Annotated in this window: 16 protein-coding genes; 15 read left to right on the plus strand and 1 reads right to left on the minus strand. The window is 63.6% G+C overall.

Annotated features, from left to right (window positions below; translation table 11 throughout):
• Positions 1–55 precede the first annotated feature (55 nt).
• The 3 genes from B5525_RS21725 to B5525_RS21735 all read left to right on the plus strand — a co-directional run bounded on the left by B5525_RS21725 (position 56) and on the right by B5525_RS21735 (position 5,995).
• Positions 56–1,603 (plus strand): WS/DGAT/MGAT family O-acyltransferase, encoded by a 1,548-nt coding sequence (locus B5525_RS21725; protein WP_079567833.1) that lies wholly within the window; start codon positions 56–58, stop codon positions 1,601–1,603.
• 22 nt (positions 1,604–1,625) lie between these two features.
• Positions 1,626–2,621 (plus strand): alpha/beta fold hydrolase, encoded by a 996-nt coding sequence (locus B5525_RS21730; RefSeq protein WP_079567834.1) that lies wholly within the window; start codon positions 1,626–1,628, stop codon positions 2,619–2,621.
• 134 nt (positions 2,622–2,755) lie between these two features.
• Positions 2,756–5,995: a bifunctional cytochrome P450/NADPH--P450 reductase gene (locus tag B5525_RS21735; protein WP_079567835.1), complete on the plus strand. Its 3,240-nt coding sequence runs from the start codon at positions 2,756–2,758 to the stop codon at positions 5,993–5,995.
• A 144-nt stretch (positions 5,996–6,139) separates the two neighbouring features.
• On the opposite strand, the gene B5525_RS21740 is transcribed toward B5525_RS21735, so the two are convergent.
• Complete coding sequence (locus B5525_RS21740) at positions 6,140–7,063, minus strand: alpha/beta fold hydrolase (protein WP_079567836.1); 924 nt, start codon at positions 7,061–7,063, stop codon at positions 6,140–6,142.
• A 173-nt stretch (positions 7,064–7,236) separates the two neighbouring features.
• Between B5525_RS21740 and B5525_RS21745 the strand changes: the two genes are divergently transcribed.
• The 12 genes from B5525_RS21745 to paaE all read left to right on the plus strand — a co-directional run bounded on the left by B5525_RS21745 (position 7,237) and on the right by paaE (position 17,344).
• Positions 7,237–7,623 carry a hypothetical protein gene (locus B5525_RS21745; RefSeq protein ID WP_079573641.1) on the plus strand — a complete coding sequence of 129 codons (387 nt, stop codon included), beginning with the start codon at positions 7,237–7,239 and terminating at the stop codon, positions 7,621–7,623.
• Positions 7,620–8,702 carry an alpha/beta fold hydrolase gene (locus B5525_RS21750; RefSeq protein WP_079567837.1) on the plus strand — a complete coding sequence of 361 codons (1,083 nt, stop codon included), beginning with the start codon at positions 7,620–7,622 and terminating at the stop codon, positions 8,700–8,702. Before B5525_RS21745 ends, B5525_RS21750 begins: the two co-directional genes overlap by 4 nt.
• Positions 8,699–9,295 carry a GNAT family N-acetyltransferase gene (locus B5525_RS21755; RefSeq protein ID WP_079567838.1) on the plus strand — a complete coding sequence of 199 codons (597 nt, stop codon included), beginning with the start codon at positions 8,699–8,701 and terminating at the stop codon, positions 9,293–9,295. Before B5525_RS21750 ends, B5525_RS21755 begins: the two co-directional genes overlap by 4 nt.
• Positions 9,296–9,473: 178 nt before the next feature.
• On the plus strand, positions 9,474–9,947 hold the full coding sequence (locus B5525_RS21760; RefSeq protein ID WP_079567839.1) for a phasin: 474 nt from the start codon (positions 9,474–9,476) through the stop codon (positions 9,945–9,947).
• Between the two features lie 246 nt (positions 9,948–10,193).
• Positions 10,194–11,480: a DUF445 domain-containing protein gene (locus tag B5525_RS21765; RefSeq protein WP_079573643.1), complete on the plus strand. Its 1,287-nt coding sequence runs from the start codon at positions 10,194–10,196 to the stop codon at positions 11,478–11,480.
• 197 nt (positions 11,481–11,677) lie between these two features.
• Positions 11,678–12,451 carry an esterase/lipase family protein gene (locus tag B5525_RS21770; protein WP_079567840.1) on the plus strand — a complete coding sequence of 258 codons (774 nt, stop codon included), beginning with the start codon at positions 11,678–11,680 and terminating at the stop codon, positions 12,449–12,451.
• A 174-nt stretch (positions 12,452–12,625) separates the two neighbouring features.
• The gene (paaX, locus tag B5525_RS21775) at positions 12,626–13,492 is read left to right on the plus strand and encodes a phenylacetic acid degradation operon negative regulatory protein PaaX (RefSeq protein ID WP_079567841.1); all 867 of its coding nucleotides are present in this window, start codon (positions 12,626–12,628) and stop codon (positions 13,490–13,492) included.
• A 73-nt stretch (positions 13,493–13,565) separates the two neighbouring features.
• Positions 13,566–14,561 (plus strand): 1,2-phenylacetyl-CoA epoxidase subunit PaaA, encoded by a 996-nt coding sequence (gene paaA / locus B5525_RS21780; RefSeq protein ID WP_079567842.1) that lies wholly within the window; start codon positions 13,566–13,568, stop codon positions 14,559–14,561.
• A gap of 18 nt (positions 14,562–14,579) precedes the next feature.
• On the plus strand, positions 14,580–14,867 hold the full coding sequence (gene paaB, locus B5525_RS21785; RefSeq protein ID WP_079567843.1) for a 1,2-phenylacetyl-CoA epoxidase subunit PaaB: 288 nt from the start codon (positions 14,580–14,582) through the stop codon (positions 14,865–14,867).
• 118 nt (positions 14,868–14,985) lie between these two features.
• Complete coding sequence (gene paaC / locus B5525_RS21790) at positions 14,986–15,762, plus strand: 1,2-phenylacetyl-CoA epoxidase subunit PaaC (RefSeq protein WP_079567844.1); 777 nt, start codon at positions 14,986–14,988, stop codon at positions 15,760–15,762.
• A gap of 5 nt (positions 15,763–15,767) precedes the next feature.
• The gene (gene paaD, locus B5525_RS21795) at positions 15,768–16,259 is read left to right on the plus strand and encodes a 1,2-phenylacetyl-CoA epoxidase subunit PaaD (RefSeq protein WP_425305207.1); all 492 of its coding nucleotides are present in this window, start codon (positions 15,768–15,770) and stop codon (positions 16,257–16,259) included.
• Between the two features lie 2 nt (positions 16,260–16,261).
• Positions 16,262–17,344: a 1,2-phenylacetyl-CoA epoxidase subunit PaaE gene (gene paaE, locus B5525_RS21800; RefSeq protein WP_079567846.1), complete on the plus strand. Its 1,083-nt coding sequence runs from the start codon at positions 16,262–16,264 to the stop codon at positions 17,342–17,344.
• Positions 17,345–17,401: the final 57 nt, after the last annotated feature.

Below are 17,401 nucleotides of genomic sequence, written 5' to 3' on the forward strand. Positions count from 1 at the left end.
TCTGAACGCCAGAAGCGCCACCAAGGCGCCGCGTGTTGCAAAGCGGGAGGGAATCATGAGTGACGCCAAAAAGCTGTCCTCGATGGACGCGTCGTTTCTCTATCTGGAAACGCCGGAAATGCCGATGCATGTCGGAAGCATGGCGATCTTCCGCCTGCCTGAGGATTACAAGGGCGACTTCTTCGAGGACTTCAAGTCGATGATCGCCTCGCGGCTGCACGTCGCGCCGATCCTCAAAGCGCGGCTGGAAAAGGCGCCGCTCGACATCGACCATCCGTCCTGGGTCGAGGACGACCAGTTCGACATCGACCGCCATATCTTCCGCGGCACCCTGCCGGCGCCGCACGACCGCGCCACGCTGGAGCGCATCGTCGGCTGGATGCACGCCAAGCTTCTCAACCGCGCCCGGCCGCTGTGGGAGTTCTATGTCTTCGAGGGCATGAAGGACAACGAGATCGGGCTTTACTCCAAGATGCATCACGCCTGTATCGATGGCGGCGCCGGCGCGGCGCTGACCAACATGATCTATGACGTCACGCCGATCCCGAGGAAGATCGAGCCGCCGACGGCGCGCGCCAAGGTAGGTCAGGAGCCGCGCGACATCGCCGCCAACCTGCTGGATTCCTATCAGCAGCTCTGGACCCAGCCGTTCGATGCCTCGGCCGCCGCCAAGGGCATCGAACTGCCGCGCTCGGGGAAGAGCGACCTCGGATCGATCCTGTTCGACAACGCGATGTTCCAGATCGAGAACGCGGTGAAATTCGCCGGCAGCATCCCGACCATGCTCAAGAGCGTCTCCGACGTGGTCGGAAAGATCTCCGATCCGAAATCGCGCGACAGCATCGCCAGCATGATGTCGCCGTCGACGATCCTGAACAAGTCGATCTCGTCGGAGCGCAGCTTCGCCGGCGTGTCGATCCCTCTGTCGCGGGCCAAGGCCGTGGCAAAGCAGGCCGGCGGCAAGCTGAACGACGTGGTGCTGGCGGTCTCCAGCGGCGTGGTACGGCGCTACCTTAAGGAGCGCGGCGCGCTGCCGGCAAAATCGATGACGGCCGCGGTGCCGATCTCGCTGCGCGAGGAGGGCAATACCGATTCCAACAACCAGGTGTTCGGCATGATCTGCTCGATCGCCTCGAACGTCGAGGATCCCAAGGCGCGGCTGGAGGCGATCATCGCGCAGTCGACAAAATCCAAGGAGATGTCTCATCCGCTGCGCGCCCTGATGCCGCAGGTGTCCAACGTCTCGCTGCTGGGCGCGCCGATCCTGGTCCAGATACTCGCGCTGTTGTACAGCCGCTCCAGCCTGTCGGACGTGCTGCCGCCGGCGGCCAATATCACGGTCTCCAACGTGCCGGGGCCACGGCAGACGCTGTATGCCGCGGGCGCGGAGCTCTTGCATATCTTCCCGGTGTCGATCTCGACGCATGGCCTTGCGCTCAACATCACCGTGCAGAGCTACCGGGACCAGCTGGATTTCGGCTTCATTTCCGGCGCCAACATCATCCCCCATGTCCAGGTGCTCTGCGACATGCTGCCGGCGGAATTCGAGGCACTTGAAGCCGCGTTCGCGCCGCCGGCCGATCTGAAAAGCGCGGCAAGTTGATCCACAGCAGGAGTGCTCGATCATGATTGAAATGCCGCCGCTGCAGTTTGCCCAGACCAACGGGATCCGGATGGGCTATTACGAAGCCGGCCCGAAAACCGACAAGCCGCCGGTCATTCTCTGCCACGGCTGGCCGGAGATCGCGTTTTCCTGGCGCCACCAGATCAAGGCGCTGGGCGAGGCCGGGATTCGCGTGATCGCGCCGGACCAGCGCGGCTACGGCTCAACCGACCGGCCCGAACCGGTCGAGGCTTACGACATCGAGCATTTGACCGGCGATCTCACAGGCCTGCTCGACACTCTCGGAATCGACAAGGCGATCTTTGTCGGCCACGACTGGGGCGGTTTCGTCATCTGGCAGATGCCGCTGCGGCATATCGATCGCGTCGCCGGCGTGGTCGGGATCAACACTCCGCACATGGACCGCGCACCGGCCGATCCGATCGAACTGTTCCGCCAGCGGTTCGGCGAGCACATGTACATCGTGCAATTCCAAAATCCCGCACGCGAGGCGGACAAGATCTTCAACGGCCGGGTGGAACAGACGTTTGACGCCTTCATGCGCAAGCCGGTGCCGCGCGCCGCCGACGCTCCGGCCGAACAGCCGGTCGCGGGCGTCGGCGCCTCGCCCCGGCTCAACCTGGCGTTTCTGCAGATGATCGCCGGTTACGATGCCAAGCACGATCCGCGGACGCCGATCCTGTCGCCAGAGGAAAAGCAGGTGTTCGTCGACACCTTCACAAAATCCGGCTTCACCGGCGGCATCAACTGGTACCGCAACATGTCGCGCAACTGGCAGCGTTCGGCGGGGCTCGACCACACAATTCGGGTGCCCTCGCTGATGATCATGGCCGAAAACGACCAGGTGCTGCCGCCGTCGGCGGCCGACGGCATGGAGAAGATCGTGCCTGACCTGGAAAAATATCTGGTCCGCGGCAGCGGCCATTGGACGCAGCAGGAAAAGCCGGACGAGGTCAGCGCCAAGCTGATCGAATGGCGTAAAAAACGGTTCGGTTGAGGCTGGCTCTCGCGGGTCGTCATTGCGAGGAGCGAAGCGACGAAGCAATCCACTCTTTCTTTTTGTGGCACGATGGATTGCTTCGCTTGCGCTCGCAATGACGGATAGAGATCGAAATTGGGGAAAACTACGCAATGGCGTCGACCAACCGACTGAGTCCGATTCCGCAGCCGCCGGGCAAACCGGTGGTCGGCAACATGCTGTCGCTGGACTCGACCGCGCCGGTGCAGAATCTGGCCCGGCTGGCCAGGGAACTGGGGCCGATCTTCTGGCTGGACATGATGGGCGCACCGCTGGTCATCGTTTCCGGCCACGATCTCGTCAACGAGCTCTCTGACGAGAAGCGCTTCGACAAGGTGGTGCGGGGGCCCTTGCGAAGGGTGCGCGCGATCGGCGGCGACGGCCTGTTCACCGCCGACACCTCGGAGCCGAACTGGAGCAAGGCGCACAACATCCTGCTGCAGCCGTTCGGCAACCGCGCCATGCAGTCCTATCATCCGAGCATGGTGGATATCGCCGAGCAGCTGGTGAAGAAATGGGAGCGGCTCAACGCCGACGAGGAGATCGACGTCGTTCACGACATGACCGCGCTGACGCTCGACACTATCGGGCTGTGCGGCTTCGATTACCGGTTCAATTCGTTCTACCGGCGCGACTACCATCCCTTCGTCGAGTCGCTGGTGCGTTCGCTCGAGACCATCATGATGATCCGCGGCCTGCCGCTGGAAAATTTGTGGATGCAGAAGCGGCGGCGCGATCTTGCCGCCGACGTCGCCTTCATGAACAAGATGGTCGACGAGATCGTCGCCGAGCGCCGCATCAACACCGAGGTGGCCTCCGACAAGAAGGATATGCTCGCCGCCATGATGACCGGCGTCGACCGCTCGACCGGCGAGCAGCTCGACGACGTCAACATCCGCTACCAGATCAACACCTTCCTGATCGCGGGACACGAAACCACCAGCGGGCTGTTGTCGTGCGCGCTCTATGCGCTGCTCAAGCATCCCGACGTGCTGAAGAAGGCCTATGAAGAGGTCGACCGCGTGCTTGGGCCCGACATCAATGTCAGGCCGACCTATCAGCAGGTGACGCAACTCACCTACATCACGCAGGTCCTGAAAGAGGCCTTGCGGCTGTGGCCGCCGGCGCCGGCCTACGGCATCGCGCCGCTGCAGGACGAGACCATCGGCGGCAAGTACAAGCTGAAGAAGAACACCTTCATCACCGTGCTGGTGCTGGCGCTGCATCGGGACGCAAGCGTGTGGGGGCCTAATCCCGATGCGTTCGACCCGGAAAATTTCAGCCGGGAGGCGGAGGCCGCGCGCCCCGTTAACGCCTGGAAGCCGTTCGGCAACGGCCAGCGCGCCTGCATCGGCCGCGGCTTTGCCATGCATGAGGCCGCACTGGCAATCGGCATGATCCTGCAGCGCTTCAAGCTGATCGACGTCAACCGCTACCAGATGCAGCTGAAGGAAACGCTGACCATCAAGCCGGACGGTTTCAAGATCAAGGTGCGGCCGCGCAGCGAAAAGGAGCGTGGCGCCTATATCGGCTCGGCGACGGTGACCGCGGGGGCGCCGGGTGTCGCTGCAGCGCCGCGCGCGCGAACCCGGCCGGCGCACAACACACCGCTGCTGGTGCTCTATGGATCGAACCTCGGCACGGCGGAAGAACTCGCGACCCGCGTTGCCGATCTCGCCGAGGTCAACGGGTTTGCGACCAAGCTGGCGCCGCTCGACGATTTCGTCGGCAAATTGCCGGAGCAGGGCGGCGTCCTGATCTTCTGCGCCTCCTACAACGGTGCGCCGCCCGACAACGCCACCCAATTCGTCAAATGGCTCCGCGGCGACCTGGCCAAGGATGCCTTTGCAAAGCTGCGCTACGCGGTGTTCGGCTGCGGCAACAGCGACTGGGCTGCGACCTATCAGTCGATCCCGCGGCTGATCGACGGGCAGCTGGCGGCGCACGGGGCGCGCGCCGTGTATGCGCGCGGCGAGGGCGACGCCCGCAGCGATCTCGACGGCGAGTTCGAGAGCTGGTTTGCCAGGCTGGCGCCGCTCGCGACGAAAGAATTCGGCGTCGAGCAGGCTTTCGGCCGCAGCGCCGAGGACGAGCCGCTCTACCGGATCGAGCCGGTGGCGCCGTCGGCGGTCAACGCCGTTATCGCGCTCGGCGGCGTTTCGCCGATGAAGCTGCTCGCCAACGGCGAATTGCAGAACAGGGAAGGTGTCAATGCTTCGCAGCGTTCGACCCGGCATATCGAGGTGCAACTGCCGCCCGATGTCAGCTACCGGGTCGGCGATCACCTCAGCGTGGTGCCGCGAAACGATCCGACGCTGGTGGATTCGGTGGCGCGCCGCTTCGGGTTTTTGCCCGCCGACCAGATCCGGCTGCAGGTCGCCGAAGGCCGCCGCGCCCAATTGCCGGCTGGCGAGCCGGTATCGGTCGGGCGGCTACTCACCGATTTCGTCGAGCTGCAGCAGGTCGCGACCCGCAAGCAGATCCAGATCATGTCCGAACACACGCGCTGTCCGGTGACAAAACCGAAACTCGTGGCCTATCTCGGCGACGATGCCGCCTCGGGCGAGCGCTATCGCGCTGACATTCTGGGGGAGCGCAAATCGGTGTTCGATCTCTTGGAGGAATATCCGGCCTGCGAGCTGCCGTTCCATGCCTATCTCGAAATGCTGTCTCTGCTGGCGCCGCGCTATTATTCGATCTCGTCGTCGCCGTCGGTCGACCCGTCGCGTTGCAGCGTCACGGTCGCCGTGGTCGAGGGCCCCGCGAGTTCGGGGCGCGGCGTCTACAAGGGCGTCTGCTCGAACTATCTCGCCGGCCGCCGCGCCAATGAGACGATCCACGCCACGGTGCGCGAGACCAAGGCCGGCTTCCGCTTGCCCGATGATGCGTCGGTGCCGATCATCATGATCGGCCCCGGCACGGGGCTGGCGCCGTTCCGCGGCTTCCTGCAGGAGCGCGCCGCGCTCAAGGCGAAGGGCGTGAGCCTCGGCCCGGCGATGCTGTTCTTCGGCTGCCGGCATCCCGATCAGGATTTTATCTATGCCGACGAGTTGAAGGCGTTCGCCGCCTCCGGCATCACCGAACTCTTCACTGCGTTTTCGCGCGGCGAGGGTCCGAAGACGTATGTTCAACACCTGGTCGCGTCGCAGAAGGACCGCGTCTGGAGCCTGATCGAGCAAGGCGCCATCATCTACGTCTGCGGCGACGGCGGCAGGATGGAGCCGGACGTCAAGGCCGCACTGGTCGCGATCTATCGCGAGCGCACCGGCAGCGATGCTGCTGTCGGCCAGCGCTGGATCGACGATCTCGGCGCGAACAACCGCTACGTGCTGGATGTTTGGGCAGGCGGCTAAGGCACGAATCTAACCACGGGTCGTCCCCGCGAAAGCGGGGACCCATCCTCCGTGTCGTCTCGATTTGGTTCCGCCGCGCGTTGCCTTCGTAGCCATACCGGCCGGTGATGGGTCCCTGCTTTCGCAGGGACGACGAGAGAGTTTTTACGATTTCGCCTTCGCCGACGCCGCATGGGCGTGCTTGGCGATGGCGTCGATCACCTGCGGCCACATCGGGATAGGCAGCGCGTGTCCCATGCCTTCGATCATCAAGAGCTTCGCGCCGGGGATCGAGGCCGCGGTGTCCTTGCCGCCCATGGGATGCACCAGCGGATCGACGGTGCCGTGAATCACGAGCGTGGGCGCCGTGACCGTGTGCAGCCGTTCCTTGCGGCTGCCGGAGGCGAGGATGGCGCGGAACTGCCGGCCGACGCCGGCCGGGTTGAGGCCGCGCTCAAAAATGCGTTCGGCGCGCGAACGGTCGAGCGCTTCATCCTCCGGAAAATGGCCGACGCGCAGCACCTTCCAGGTCTGTGCGAAGCGCGCAAAATATTCCTCCCGCGTGGCCGGTGGCGGCGCCATCAGCACCGCGGTGGCCTCGCGGGTCGGCGGCGGTATTCTCGGATTGCCTGTGGTCGACATGATCGAGGTGAGCGAGCGCAGCCTCGCTGGAAACGAGATCGCGATTTCCTGGGCGATCATGCCGCCCATCGACATGCCCACGACATGCGCGGACTTGATGCCGAGCGCGTCCATCAGGCCGATCGTATCCTCGGCCATGTCGCGCAGCCGGTAGGGCGCCTGGACCGGAATCTTGAGGAAGCGGAGTTTTAAGAGTTCGAGCGGCGTCAGGCGCTTGCCGCCGGAGAGATGGCTCGACTTGCCGATGTCGCGATTGTCGAAGCGGATGACGCGAAAGCCGCGCGCCGCAAGCTGCCGGCAGAAATCGTCGTCCCAGAGCACCATCTGGCCGCCGAGCCCCATGATCAGCAGCACCGGCTCCGCATCGGCCTCGCCGAAGATATCGTAACAGAGGTCGATCCCGTTGGCGCGGGCGATCTGCGGCGGCTGATGGGCGATGGCGTTCACCTTGGCAATCCCTCGATCGGTTTTCTTGAGAGAGCTCTATGCCATGGTTTTTCGCGCCGCAGAAGGCTCATCGCGCCGACAAATCGGCGGCGGCGATGTTGACCGATCTGTCGCAACGGTATGGTATGGCTGAAAACAGGCGAGACAATCGCTGTCACCTCGAGGAAGCATCCATGGCCGACAACAGCACCGATCCGGTCGCGATCTGGCAGAACATGATGGGCGAGATGGAGAAGGGGTTTAACGCCTTCGCCACCAAAGCGATGGAGGCGCCTGAATTTTCCAAGGTCGTCAATCAGGTCGGCGGGGTCTCGGCGGGCGCGCAGAAGCAGCTCGGCGACATGATGGAAAAATATCTCCTGACCATGAACCTGCCGAGCCGGGCGCAGATGGTCGGCATGGCCGAGCGGCTGCAGGGAATCGAGGGACAGCTCAGCGAGATCAAGGCGCTGTTGCATCAGCTGCAGAAGAATGCCGGCGCGGCGGGCAGCGGGTTTCCGCCCGCGCCAAAGCCGCCACGGACCAAACGTCCGCCGTCCGCGGGCGGAGAGCCAAAATGAACGCGGCCGCCGGCCTCGATCTGGCATCGATCCCGGAGCGGATTCAGTCCGAGGTACAGCGTGCGATCCAGCGCAGCATCAAGGGCGTCGAATATATCGCATCATCCGGCCCGTCGCTGGGATCGACGCCGAAGGACATCCTCAATGTCCGCGGCACCATGAACCTCTACCACTACCGGCCGGTCGCCGACGAAATCTACCGGGTGCCGATCCTGATCGTGATGGCGACCACCAACCGCGGCTATATTCTGGACCTGGTGCCCGGCCAGAGTTTTATCGAGTTTCTGCTGAAGCGCGGCTACGACGTCTACATGCTGGACTGGACCGCGCCGCGGCCGGAAGAGAAATCCTTGCGGATGGAGGATTACGTCCTCGACTTCATTCCCGACTGCGTGCGCCATGTGCAGCGCGATTCCGGCGAGACCGATGTCACCGTGATCGGCTACTGCTTCGGCGGCGTGCTGTCGCTGCTCTACGGCTCGATCTTCGCCGACGGGCCGATGAAGAACCTCATCTGCTTCACGACGCCGGTCGACTTCCGCGAGATGAAGCTGTTCCAGAATTTTTCCGACCGGCGCTATTTCGATGTCGACCGGCTGGTCGACAGCGTCGGCAACGTGCCGCCCGAGATGATCCTGTCGTCGTTCGAGATGCTGCGCCCCGCCTCGCGCGCGGCGAGCCAGGTACAGTTGTGGGAAAACATCTGGAACGACGAATACGTCAAGTCGTACCGCATGTTCGACCGCTGGGCGACCGACACGCTGCCGCTGGCCGGCGAGTATTTCCGCAGCATCACCAAGGATTTGATGTGGGACAACAAGCTCTACAACGACGCCATGTCGGTCGGCGGGCGCAAAGCCGATATTTCCGGGATCAAGGTGCCGTTCCTGCACGCCGTCGCCGAGCACGATCACATCGTGCCCTATGATGCCGCAAAACCGCTGATCCAGAAGATCGGCTCGACCGACAAGGAAGAGGTGATGCTCAAGGGCGGCCATGTCAGCCTGGTGGCCGGCGCCAACGCGGTCAAGCGGCTGTGGCCGAAACTCGATTCATGGCTAGGCGAGAGATCGACATGAGCAGCGACACCCCCATTTATCCGCGCCACGCCTTGACCGATGCCGGCGAGATCGAATTCCGGCTGATGTCGCAGGCGGACGAAGCCGCCGTGCTCGACTTCGCGCAAAAATTGCCGGTGCACGATCTGTTATTCCTGCCGCGCGACATCAGCGAGCCCAAGGTGCTGGCGGCCTGGATCAAGGAGATCGAGCGCGGCGCGATCACAAGCCTTTTGGCGGTGAAGGCGGGCAGGGTGGTCGGCTGCGGCACGCTGGTGCGCGATCCCCTGTCGTGGTCGCCGCATGTCGGCGAGATCCGCAACGTGGTCGCGTCAGAGGTGCGCGGCCAGGGCGTCGGACGGGCGCTGTCGCAGGAGGTCTTTGCGCTCGCTCTGGGCGCCGGGCTTGAAAAACTGTTGGTGCAGATGACGGTCGATCAGACCGGCGCCATCGCCATCTTCGAAGGCCTGGGCTTCAAGGCCGAGGCGCTATTGCGCGACCACGTGCAGGACAAGGCCGGCAAGAAGCACGATATCGTCGTGCTCGGGCACAATGTGGCGCAGGTCCGGGCCCAGATGGAAGCCTATGGGCTGCCGGGGGCGGTTCAGCATTAATCAGGCGGACGCCGGTTTATCGAGCAAATTGCGCATCTCTTGTGCTGATCACTAATTCGTGATATCGCATCGCACAATGAATATTGCGGTGCACCATTAACTATGCCATAGAGCGGTTGCCCCGGGCCAATCCGGACGGGGCGAGCCCATAGCTCAACCCGAGGATGGAGTACCCAAAATGACCGATAGCAATTCCGTATTGAACACCGTCAAGGACGCTTTCACGCCCGTCACCGACGCGCTCAAGAACCTCCAGAATATGGAAGTTCCCGAGGCTGCCCGTGAGTTCGTGAAGAAGACCGCTGGTACCGCTAAGGAGCGCGCCGCCGATTTTCATGCCGGTTCTGAGAAGGTGACCGCCGCGATCGAGACCGCCGTTGCCGGTTCGGTCACGGAAGCCGCCAAGATCAGCCGTAACATCCAGGATGCGCTGTACCAGGACGCCGAGGCGTTCTTCGCGGGCATCGACAAGCTGGCTTCTGCCAAGTCGATCAACGAGGCGGTGCAGATCCAGTCCGACTTGCTGCGTTCGCGCGGCGAAGTGCTGATGTCGCGGGCGAAGGCCTCGACTGAATATCTCGGCAAGCTCGTCGCCGACGGCGCCAAGACTGCCCAGGATAACTTCTCCAAGGTCTATACCAAGACCGCCTGATCGCGATCTGGCTACCCAACTGCGCTTTCGAAGGCTCGCTCAGGCGGGCCTTCTTTTTTTGTCTCGCGCCTACAAATCCTCTTGCTCTTTTCTCCCCCGTTAATGCGAGGAGCGTAAGCGACGAAGCAATCCAGCTTCGTCCGCGGCACTATCGTCTGTCGCACGATGGATTGCTTCGCTTCGCTCGCAATGACGGAAGCTGCTATTCTGCGGCCGACGCGAATTCCAGTTCATCCGAAAGCCGCCATGACCGTCCCCGCCACCTTCTCCTTCGACGCGCCCGGCGATGCGGCGCGCGCGGCCGAGCTGCGGCGGGTCAAGACACTGGCGACACTGGTGCTGACGGCGACGCTGCTGCTGTTCGTGACGGCGAAGCTGCTGCTGCCCATGCACCCCGCCTTCGGCTTTGTCGCAGCGTTCGCGGAGGCCGCCACCATCGGCGGGCTCGCCGACTGGTACGCAGTGGTGGCGCTGTTCAAGCGGCCCCTGGGATTGCCGATCCCGCATACCGCGATCATCCAGAGTAACCAGCAGCGCATCGCCGACAAGCTCGGCGAATTCATCGAGGTGCATTTCCTCGAAGCGGCTCCCGTGGAAGCCAAGCTGCGCCAGATCGACTTCGGCTCCTTCATCGCCGACTGGCTGCGCGACCGCAAGCGCAGCGCCGATCTCGCCCGCTTCGCGCTGCGGCTGTTGCCGGAAGCGTTCAATGCGACGGAAACCTCCGGCCTGATGAATTTTGTCACCCGCCGCATCACCACCCAGCTGCAGGGTATAGATCTCGCGCCGCTCGCCGCCGGCACGCTTCGCGGCTTCGTGGCCGAGGGCAAGCATCAGGGTTTGCTCGACGATCTCCTGCGGGTGATGCATCAAACGCTCACCCAGCCCGACACCATGGCCATGATCCGCGAGAAAATCCGCGCCGAGCTGCCGACGCTTCTAAAACTCTACCGCGCCGACAAATTCCTGGTGAAGAGGATCGTCGCTTCCGCGACGACTTTTTTCGAGGAGGTGCGAAAGGATCCGCAGCATCCGTTCCGCGGCGAGTTCGACCGTATGCTGCTGTCGTTCGTCGACCGGCTCGGCAGCGATCCGGCGTTCGCCGGCCGCATCGATGGATTGAAGCGCGATTTGCTGGCGCGTCCCGAACTCGCCCAGCTTGCCAGCAACGTCTGGTCGAACGCGCGCTCGTTCATCGAACGCAGCGCCAGCGGCGAGACCCAGGTGCTGCAGCAGCATCTGGCGGGCATGTTCGTGAAGGCGGGCGAGGCGCTGGCCGGCGATCCCGAGCTGCGCGCCGAGATCAACCAAGGCCTCGTCGCCGTTTTCCGGAGTTTCATCGCCGACCAGAAAAGCGGCGTTTCGACTTTCATTTCCGATCAGGTCAAGGCCTGGGACATGGGGCAACTGATTTCGCTGATCGAAATCAACATCGGCCGGGACCTGCAATACATCCGCTTCAACGGCTCGCTGATCGGCGGGCTGGCGGGATTAGCGCTTTACACCGCCGAATTCCTGCTGCGGCTGTTGTGACTTTTAGATCACTCGGCGCCTCTTAAGGTGTCGAGGCCTATTGTCCCGTCGTTAGCCAGCGGCTTGAATGACCGAATCAGAACCATAGATTCTCGGAATTGCTGCGCTGCGAAGCAATTGTGCAAGATTTTGCGTTTGATTTGGCCGCGTTTCATTTGATCGATTGGGCCGTCCAGCGGTCCTGAAAAGGAAATACGATGCCCGCCACTGCCGATACGCTGCGCGCGCCGTCCAAAACCCTGATGTTTCTGGAGGGGCGGGCCTTCCACGAGCTGGGCGCGTTTCTCGGCGCTCTGCCGCTGCTCAGCCTGGCGCCGAAGGGCGATGGCCATCCGGTGTTGGTGTTGCCCGGGCTGGTCGCGTCCGACACCTCGACCCCTCCGCTGCGCGGCTTCCTCAGGGATCGCGGCTATACCGTGAGCGGCTGGCGGCAGGGCCGCAATATGGGCCTGCGGGACGGCGTGCAGCACGCGATGGTCGATCTCGTGCATGAGCTGAGCGATAGAAACGGACGCAAGATCAGCCTGGTCGGCTGGAGCCTCGGCGGCCTTTATGCGCGACAACTGGCCAAGATGATGCCGGAGCGCGTGCGCTCGGTGATCACGCTCGGCAGTCCGTTCGCAGGCAGCCCGAAGGCAACCAATGCCTGGCGCGTCTACGAATTGGCGAGCGGCCGCGGCGCCGAGGAGGAAGATCATCGTTTCGGCGGATCATTGGCGGAAACGCCGCCGGTGCCGACCACCGCGATCTTCAGCCGCACCGACGGCATCTGCGCCTGGCAGGGCTGCATGGAAACGCCGTCCGCGCAGTCCGAGAATATCGAGGTCGAGAGCAGTCATTGCGGCATGGGCCATCACCCCGCCGTGGTTTATGCGGTGGCCGATCGCCTTGCCCAGCCCGAAGGCGACTGGATGCCGTTCGACCGCAGCGGCTGGCGCAGCATCGTCTATCCCGATCCGGCGAGACAGTGAGCACGGCGCGACAAGAGCCGTCATTGCGAGCGAAGCGAAGCAATCCATCTTGCAGCGGGAGCGCGGGAAGATGGATTGCTTCGTCGCTTCGCTCCTCGCAATGACGAGAGAGATGTGTTGAGCCCCTGGCCCCCGACATTGTCGCAAATCCCTAAAACGCGCTATGCGTTGAGTATGCCGCATCCGCTTGCCCGCATCATCGATCAGCTCAAGCGCGAGCCCTCGCGCACCGGCTCCATCGTCATCACCGTGTTCGGCGACGCGATTGTGCCGCGCGGCGGATCGGTCTGGCTGGGGACGCTGCTGGAATTCTTCAAGACTCTGGATATCGATAGCGGCGTGGTGCGCACGGCGATGTCGCGGCTTGCCGCCGACGGCTGGCTCGAACGCGAGAAGCTGGGCCGCAACAGTTTCTATCGCCTGGTGAAGAAAGGGCAGCAAACCTTTGATGCTGCGACCAAACATATCTACGATCCGCAGCCGTCCGACTGGACGGGACGCTTCGAGCTCTTGTTGATTGGTAATGGCGAGGACCGCGATGCCTCGCGCGAGGCGCTGAAGAACGCCGGCTTCGGCAGTCCGCTGCCGGGCGTGTGGGTCGCGCCGTCAGGTGTTCCGATTCCGGAGGAAGCCGCGGGCGCGATCCGGCTGGAAGTCGCCGCCGAGGACGACAGCGGCCGGCGCCTGCTCAGCGAAAGCTGGCCGCTCGATCGCACCGCGGACGCCTACCTGAAATTCATGAAGACCTTCGAGCCCCTGCGCGGCTGGATCGGCCGGCGCGAGCGGTTGACGGAAGCCGACGCCTTCACCGCGCGGATCCTGCTGATCCATTATTACCGGCGGGTGGTGCTGCGCGATCCCCTGCTGCCGACGGCGCTACTGCCTGGGGATTGGCCGGGCAGGGAGGCCCGCCTTCTGTGCGGCGAGATCTACCGCGGGCTGTTGCCGAATTCCGAAAAATGGCTGGATCGCAACGGGTTGAACGAGGAAGGCCCGTTGCCGGCGGCCAGCGCGGAACTGGCGCGCCGCTTCGCCGATTGATGTGTTACAGAAATATATTGCATGTTGATATTTTTGTTATATATCTAATGCCAACAATCCAGGAGATCGGCGCATGTACACCCAGGCGCTCAATACGTCGGAAGGCGAGGAACGCAACATCGAGGACGCCGGGCGCGCCGCGCAGTTCCAGGCGCGCATCGACGCCGAGGAGCGCATCGAGCCCAACGACTGGATGCCCGCGGCGTATCGCAAGACGCTGACGCGGCAGATCTCACAACACGCCCATTCCGAAATCGTCGGCATGCTGCCGGAAGGCAACTGGATCACCCGCGCGCCGTCGCTGCGCCGCAAGGCCGCGCTGCTGGCAAAGGTGCAGGACGAATGCGGCCACGGGCTCTATCTCTACGCCGCCGCCGAAACCCTCGGCACCTCGCGCGAAGAATTGGTCGACCAAATGCTGGCGGGGAAAGCAAAGTATTCCTCGATCTTCAACTACCCGACGCTGACCTGGGCCGACATCGGCGTGATCGGCTGGCTGGTCGATGGTGCTGCGATCATGAACCAGATTCCGCTGTGCCGTTGTTCCTACGGTCCTTATGCGCGCGCGATGATCCGCGTCTGCAAGGAGGAATCCTTTCACCAGCGCCAAGGCTACGAGATCATGGTGACGCTGTCGCGCGGCTCCGAAGAGCAGAAGGCGATGGCGCAGGAGGCGCTGAATCGCTGGTGGTGGCCGGTGCTGATGATGTTCGGACCGCCCGACCAGGCCAGCCAGCACAGCGACACCTCGACCAAATGGAAGATCAAGCGTTTCTCAAATGACGAGCTGCGCCAGAAATTCGTCGATGCGACGGTGCCGCAGGCGCAGTATCTCGGGCTTTCGATTCCCGATCCCGGCATGACGCAGAACGCGGCCACCGGCCACTGGGAATACAGCGCGATCGACTGGACCGAATTCAAAGAGGTGCTGGCCGGCAACGGCCCCTGCAACCGCGACCGCATGGCGGCACGGCGCAAGGCGCATGACGAAGGCGCCTGGGTGCGCGAGGCCGCAGCGGCTTATGCGGAGAAGCGCAAGCACCGACAAGTCGCGCAGGCAGCCGAATAGGCCCCAAGGGAGATCACGATGGCCACGCCGAACACGCCGCTATGGGAAGTCTTCATTCGCAGCCGCAATGGGCTGGCGCACAAGCATGTCGGCTCGCTTCACGCGGCGGACGCGACGCTGGCGCTGCAAGCCGCGCGCGACATCTACACCCGCCGCGGCGAAGGCCTGTCGATCTGGGTGGTGCCGTCCAGCGCCGTCACCGCCTCCGACCCGAGCGAGAAGGGCATGATGTTCGAGCCGGCGGAATCCAAGATCTACCGGCACCCGACGTTTTACGACGTTCCCGAGGAAGTCGGGCATATGTGACCCCGTCATTGCGAGCGCAGCGAAGCAATCCATAGCGTGGCAAAGCAAGAGTGGATTGCTTCGTCGCTTCGCTCCTCGCAATGACGACTAAACCGTTAGGGCAGGTAGGTTAGCCATTATGGCTGTCGCGTCGATCTCCGTCTCCGAAACGCCGCTGGTGCTGTACACGCTGCGCCGCGCCGATGATGCATTGATTCTCGGGCACCGGCTGTCGGAATGGTGCGGCCACGCGCCGATGCTGGAAGAGGACATGGCGCTTGCCAATATGGGTCTGGACCTGTTGGGTCAGGCCCGCGAACTCTACAGCTACGCCGCCAAGGTCGAAGGCAAGGACAACGACGAAGACAAGTTGGCCTATTTGCGCGATGTGCGGCAGTACCGCAACCTGCTGCTCTTGGAACAGCCGAACGGCGATTTCGCGCGCACCATGGTGCGGCAGTTTTTCTACGCGGCCTTCGCCGACCTTTATTGGCGTGCGATGATGAAATCGAGCGACGCGACCCTGGCGGCGATCGCGGCGAAGTCCGAGAAGGAAAGCGCCTATCATTTACGTCATTCGTCGGAATGGATCGTCCGCTTCGGCGACGGCACCGCGGAAAGCCATGCAAGGGCTCAAAGCGCGATCGACGATCTCTGGGGCTTTACCGGCGAGATGTTCGAGGTCGATGACAGCGAGCGCGCCTTGATCGATGCCGGCATCGCCGTCGATCCTGCGAGCCTGCGCCCGCAATGGCTCAAGACCGTCTCCGATATCGTCGGCGAAGCGACGCTGGCGCTGCCGAAAAACGACTGGATGCAGCAGGGCGGCCGCAGCGGCCGGCACAGCGAGCATCTCGGTCATCTGCTCAGCGAACTGCAGTCGATGCAGCGGACCTTTCCGGGGGCTACATGGTGATCGCCATGTTCGATGATGCCGAATTGCGGCAGCGCGCCTGGGACGTCGCGGCGACCGTGGTCGATCCCGAAATTCCCGTGCTCAGCATCGCCGATCTCGGCGTGCTCCGCGACGTCGTGGTCCGGGATGGCCAGGTCGAGGTCGCGATCACGCCGACCTATTCCGGTTGCCCCGCGATGAACATGATCACACTCGAAATCGAATTGGCGCTGGAGCGCGAGGGTTTTCGCAATTCGAAAGTGCGCACCGTGCTGTCGCCGGCCTGGACCACCGACTGGATGAGCGAAGACGGCCGCCGCAAGCTCAGAGAATACGGCATCGCGCCGCCGCAGGCGGCAAGCTCCCGCCGCGCGCTGTTCGGCGTGGAACAGGTCAGGTGCCCGCAATGCGGCTCCGGCGATACCGAGGTGCTTTCCGAGTTCGGCTCGACCTCCTGCAAGGCGCTGTGGCGCTGCAAGAGTTGCCGCGAACCCTTCGATTATTTCAAATGTCACTGAACATGTCCGCATCGCATCCCCAGTTCCATCGCCTCGCCGTCGACGATCGGCGCCGCGAATCCGCTGACGCGGTGTCGCTGACCTTTGCAATCCCGAAAGAACTCGCCGACGATTACCGTTTTTCGCCCGGGCAGTATCTGACCTTGCGCGCCACCATGGACGGCGAGGAAGTGCGGCGCTCCTATTCGATCTGCTCCGGGCCCGACGATGGCGAGCTGCGCATCGCGGTAAAGAGGGTCGATGGCGGCGCGTTCTCGAGCTGGGCCGCCGACGAGCTGAAGGCCGGCGACCAACTCGACGTCATGACGCCCACCGGCCGCTTCGGCGCAGCGCCGGCGCCGGACCAGGCGCGGGTCCATGTCGGCTTCGCCGCCGGCTCCGGCATCACGCCGATCCTGTCGATCGCGAAGGGCGTGCTGGCGCGCGAGCCGAACAGCCAGTTCTTTCTGTTCTACGGCAACCGTTCCACCGGCGGCATGCTGTTTCGCGAGGCGCTGGAGGAGCTGAAAGACCGCTTCATCGAGCGGCTCTCGCTATTCCATGTGATCTCGGGCGAGGAACAGGATATCCCGATCCTCCACGGCCGGCTCGACGGCGAAAAGGTGAGGGTGCTGCTGCGCTCGCTGGTCCCGGCGGCAAGCGTCGATCATGTCTTCATCTGCGGTCCGACCGGCATGAGCGAGGACATCGAGGCGACCTGCCGCGATATCGGCATCGCCGCGGAAAAAATTCATGTCGAGCGCTTTGTCTCCGGCCTTGGCGGCAAGCCGCGTCCGAAAGCCGTCGTGCCCGTCAACGCGCCGCCGAAGGCTTTTGCCGCGCTGATCATCGACGGCAAGCGCCGCGAGGTGCCGGTCGCGGAAGGCGAGGCCGTTCTCGATGCCGCCTTGCGCGCCGGCGTCGACCTGCCGTTCGCCTGCAAGGGCGGCATGTGTTCGACCTGCCGTGCCAAGCTCGTCGAGGGCAAGGCCGAGATGGAAGTGAACTATTCGCTGGAGCGCTGGGAGCTCGAAAAGGGATTCATTCTCACCTGCCAGGCGCGGCCGACGACGGAGCGAGTCGTGGTGGATTACGATCACGTGTGATCGTCGATGCATCATTGTCGTCATTCCGGGTCGCGCGAAGCGCGAACCCGGAATCCA

The organism is Bradyrhizobium erythrophlei, from assembly GCF_900129505.1.
Taxonomy (GTDB): domain Bacteria; phylum Pseudomonadota; class Alphaproteobacteria; order Rhizobiales; family Xanthobacteraceae; genus Bradyrhizobium; species Bradyrhizobium erythrophlei_D.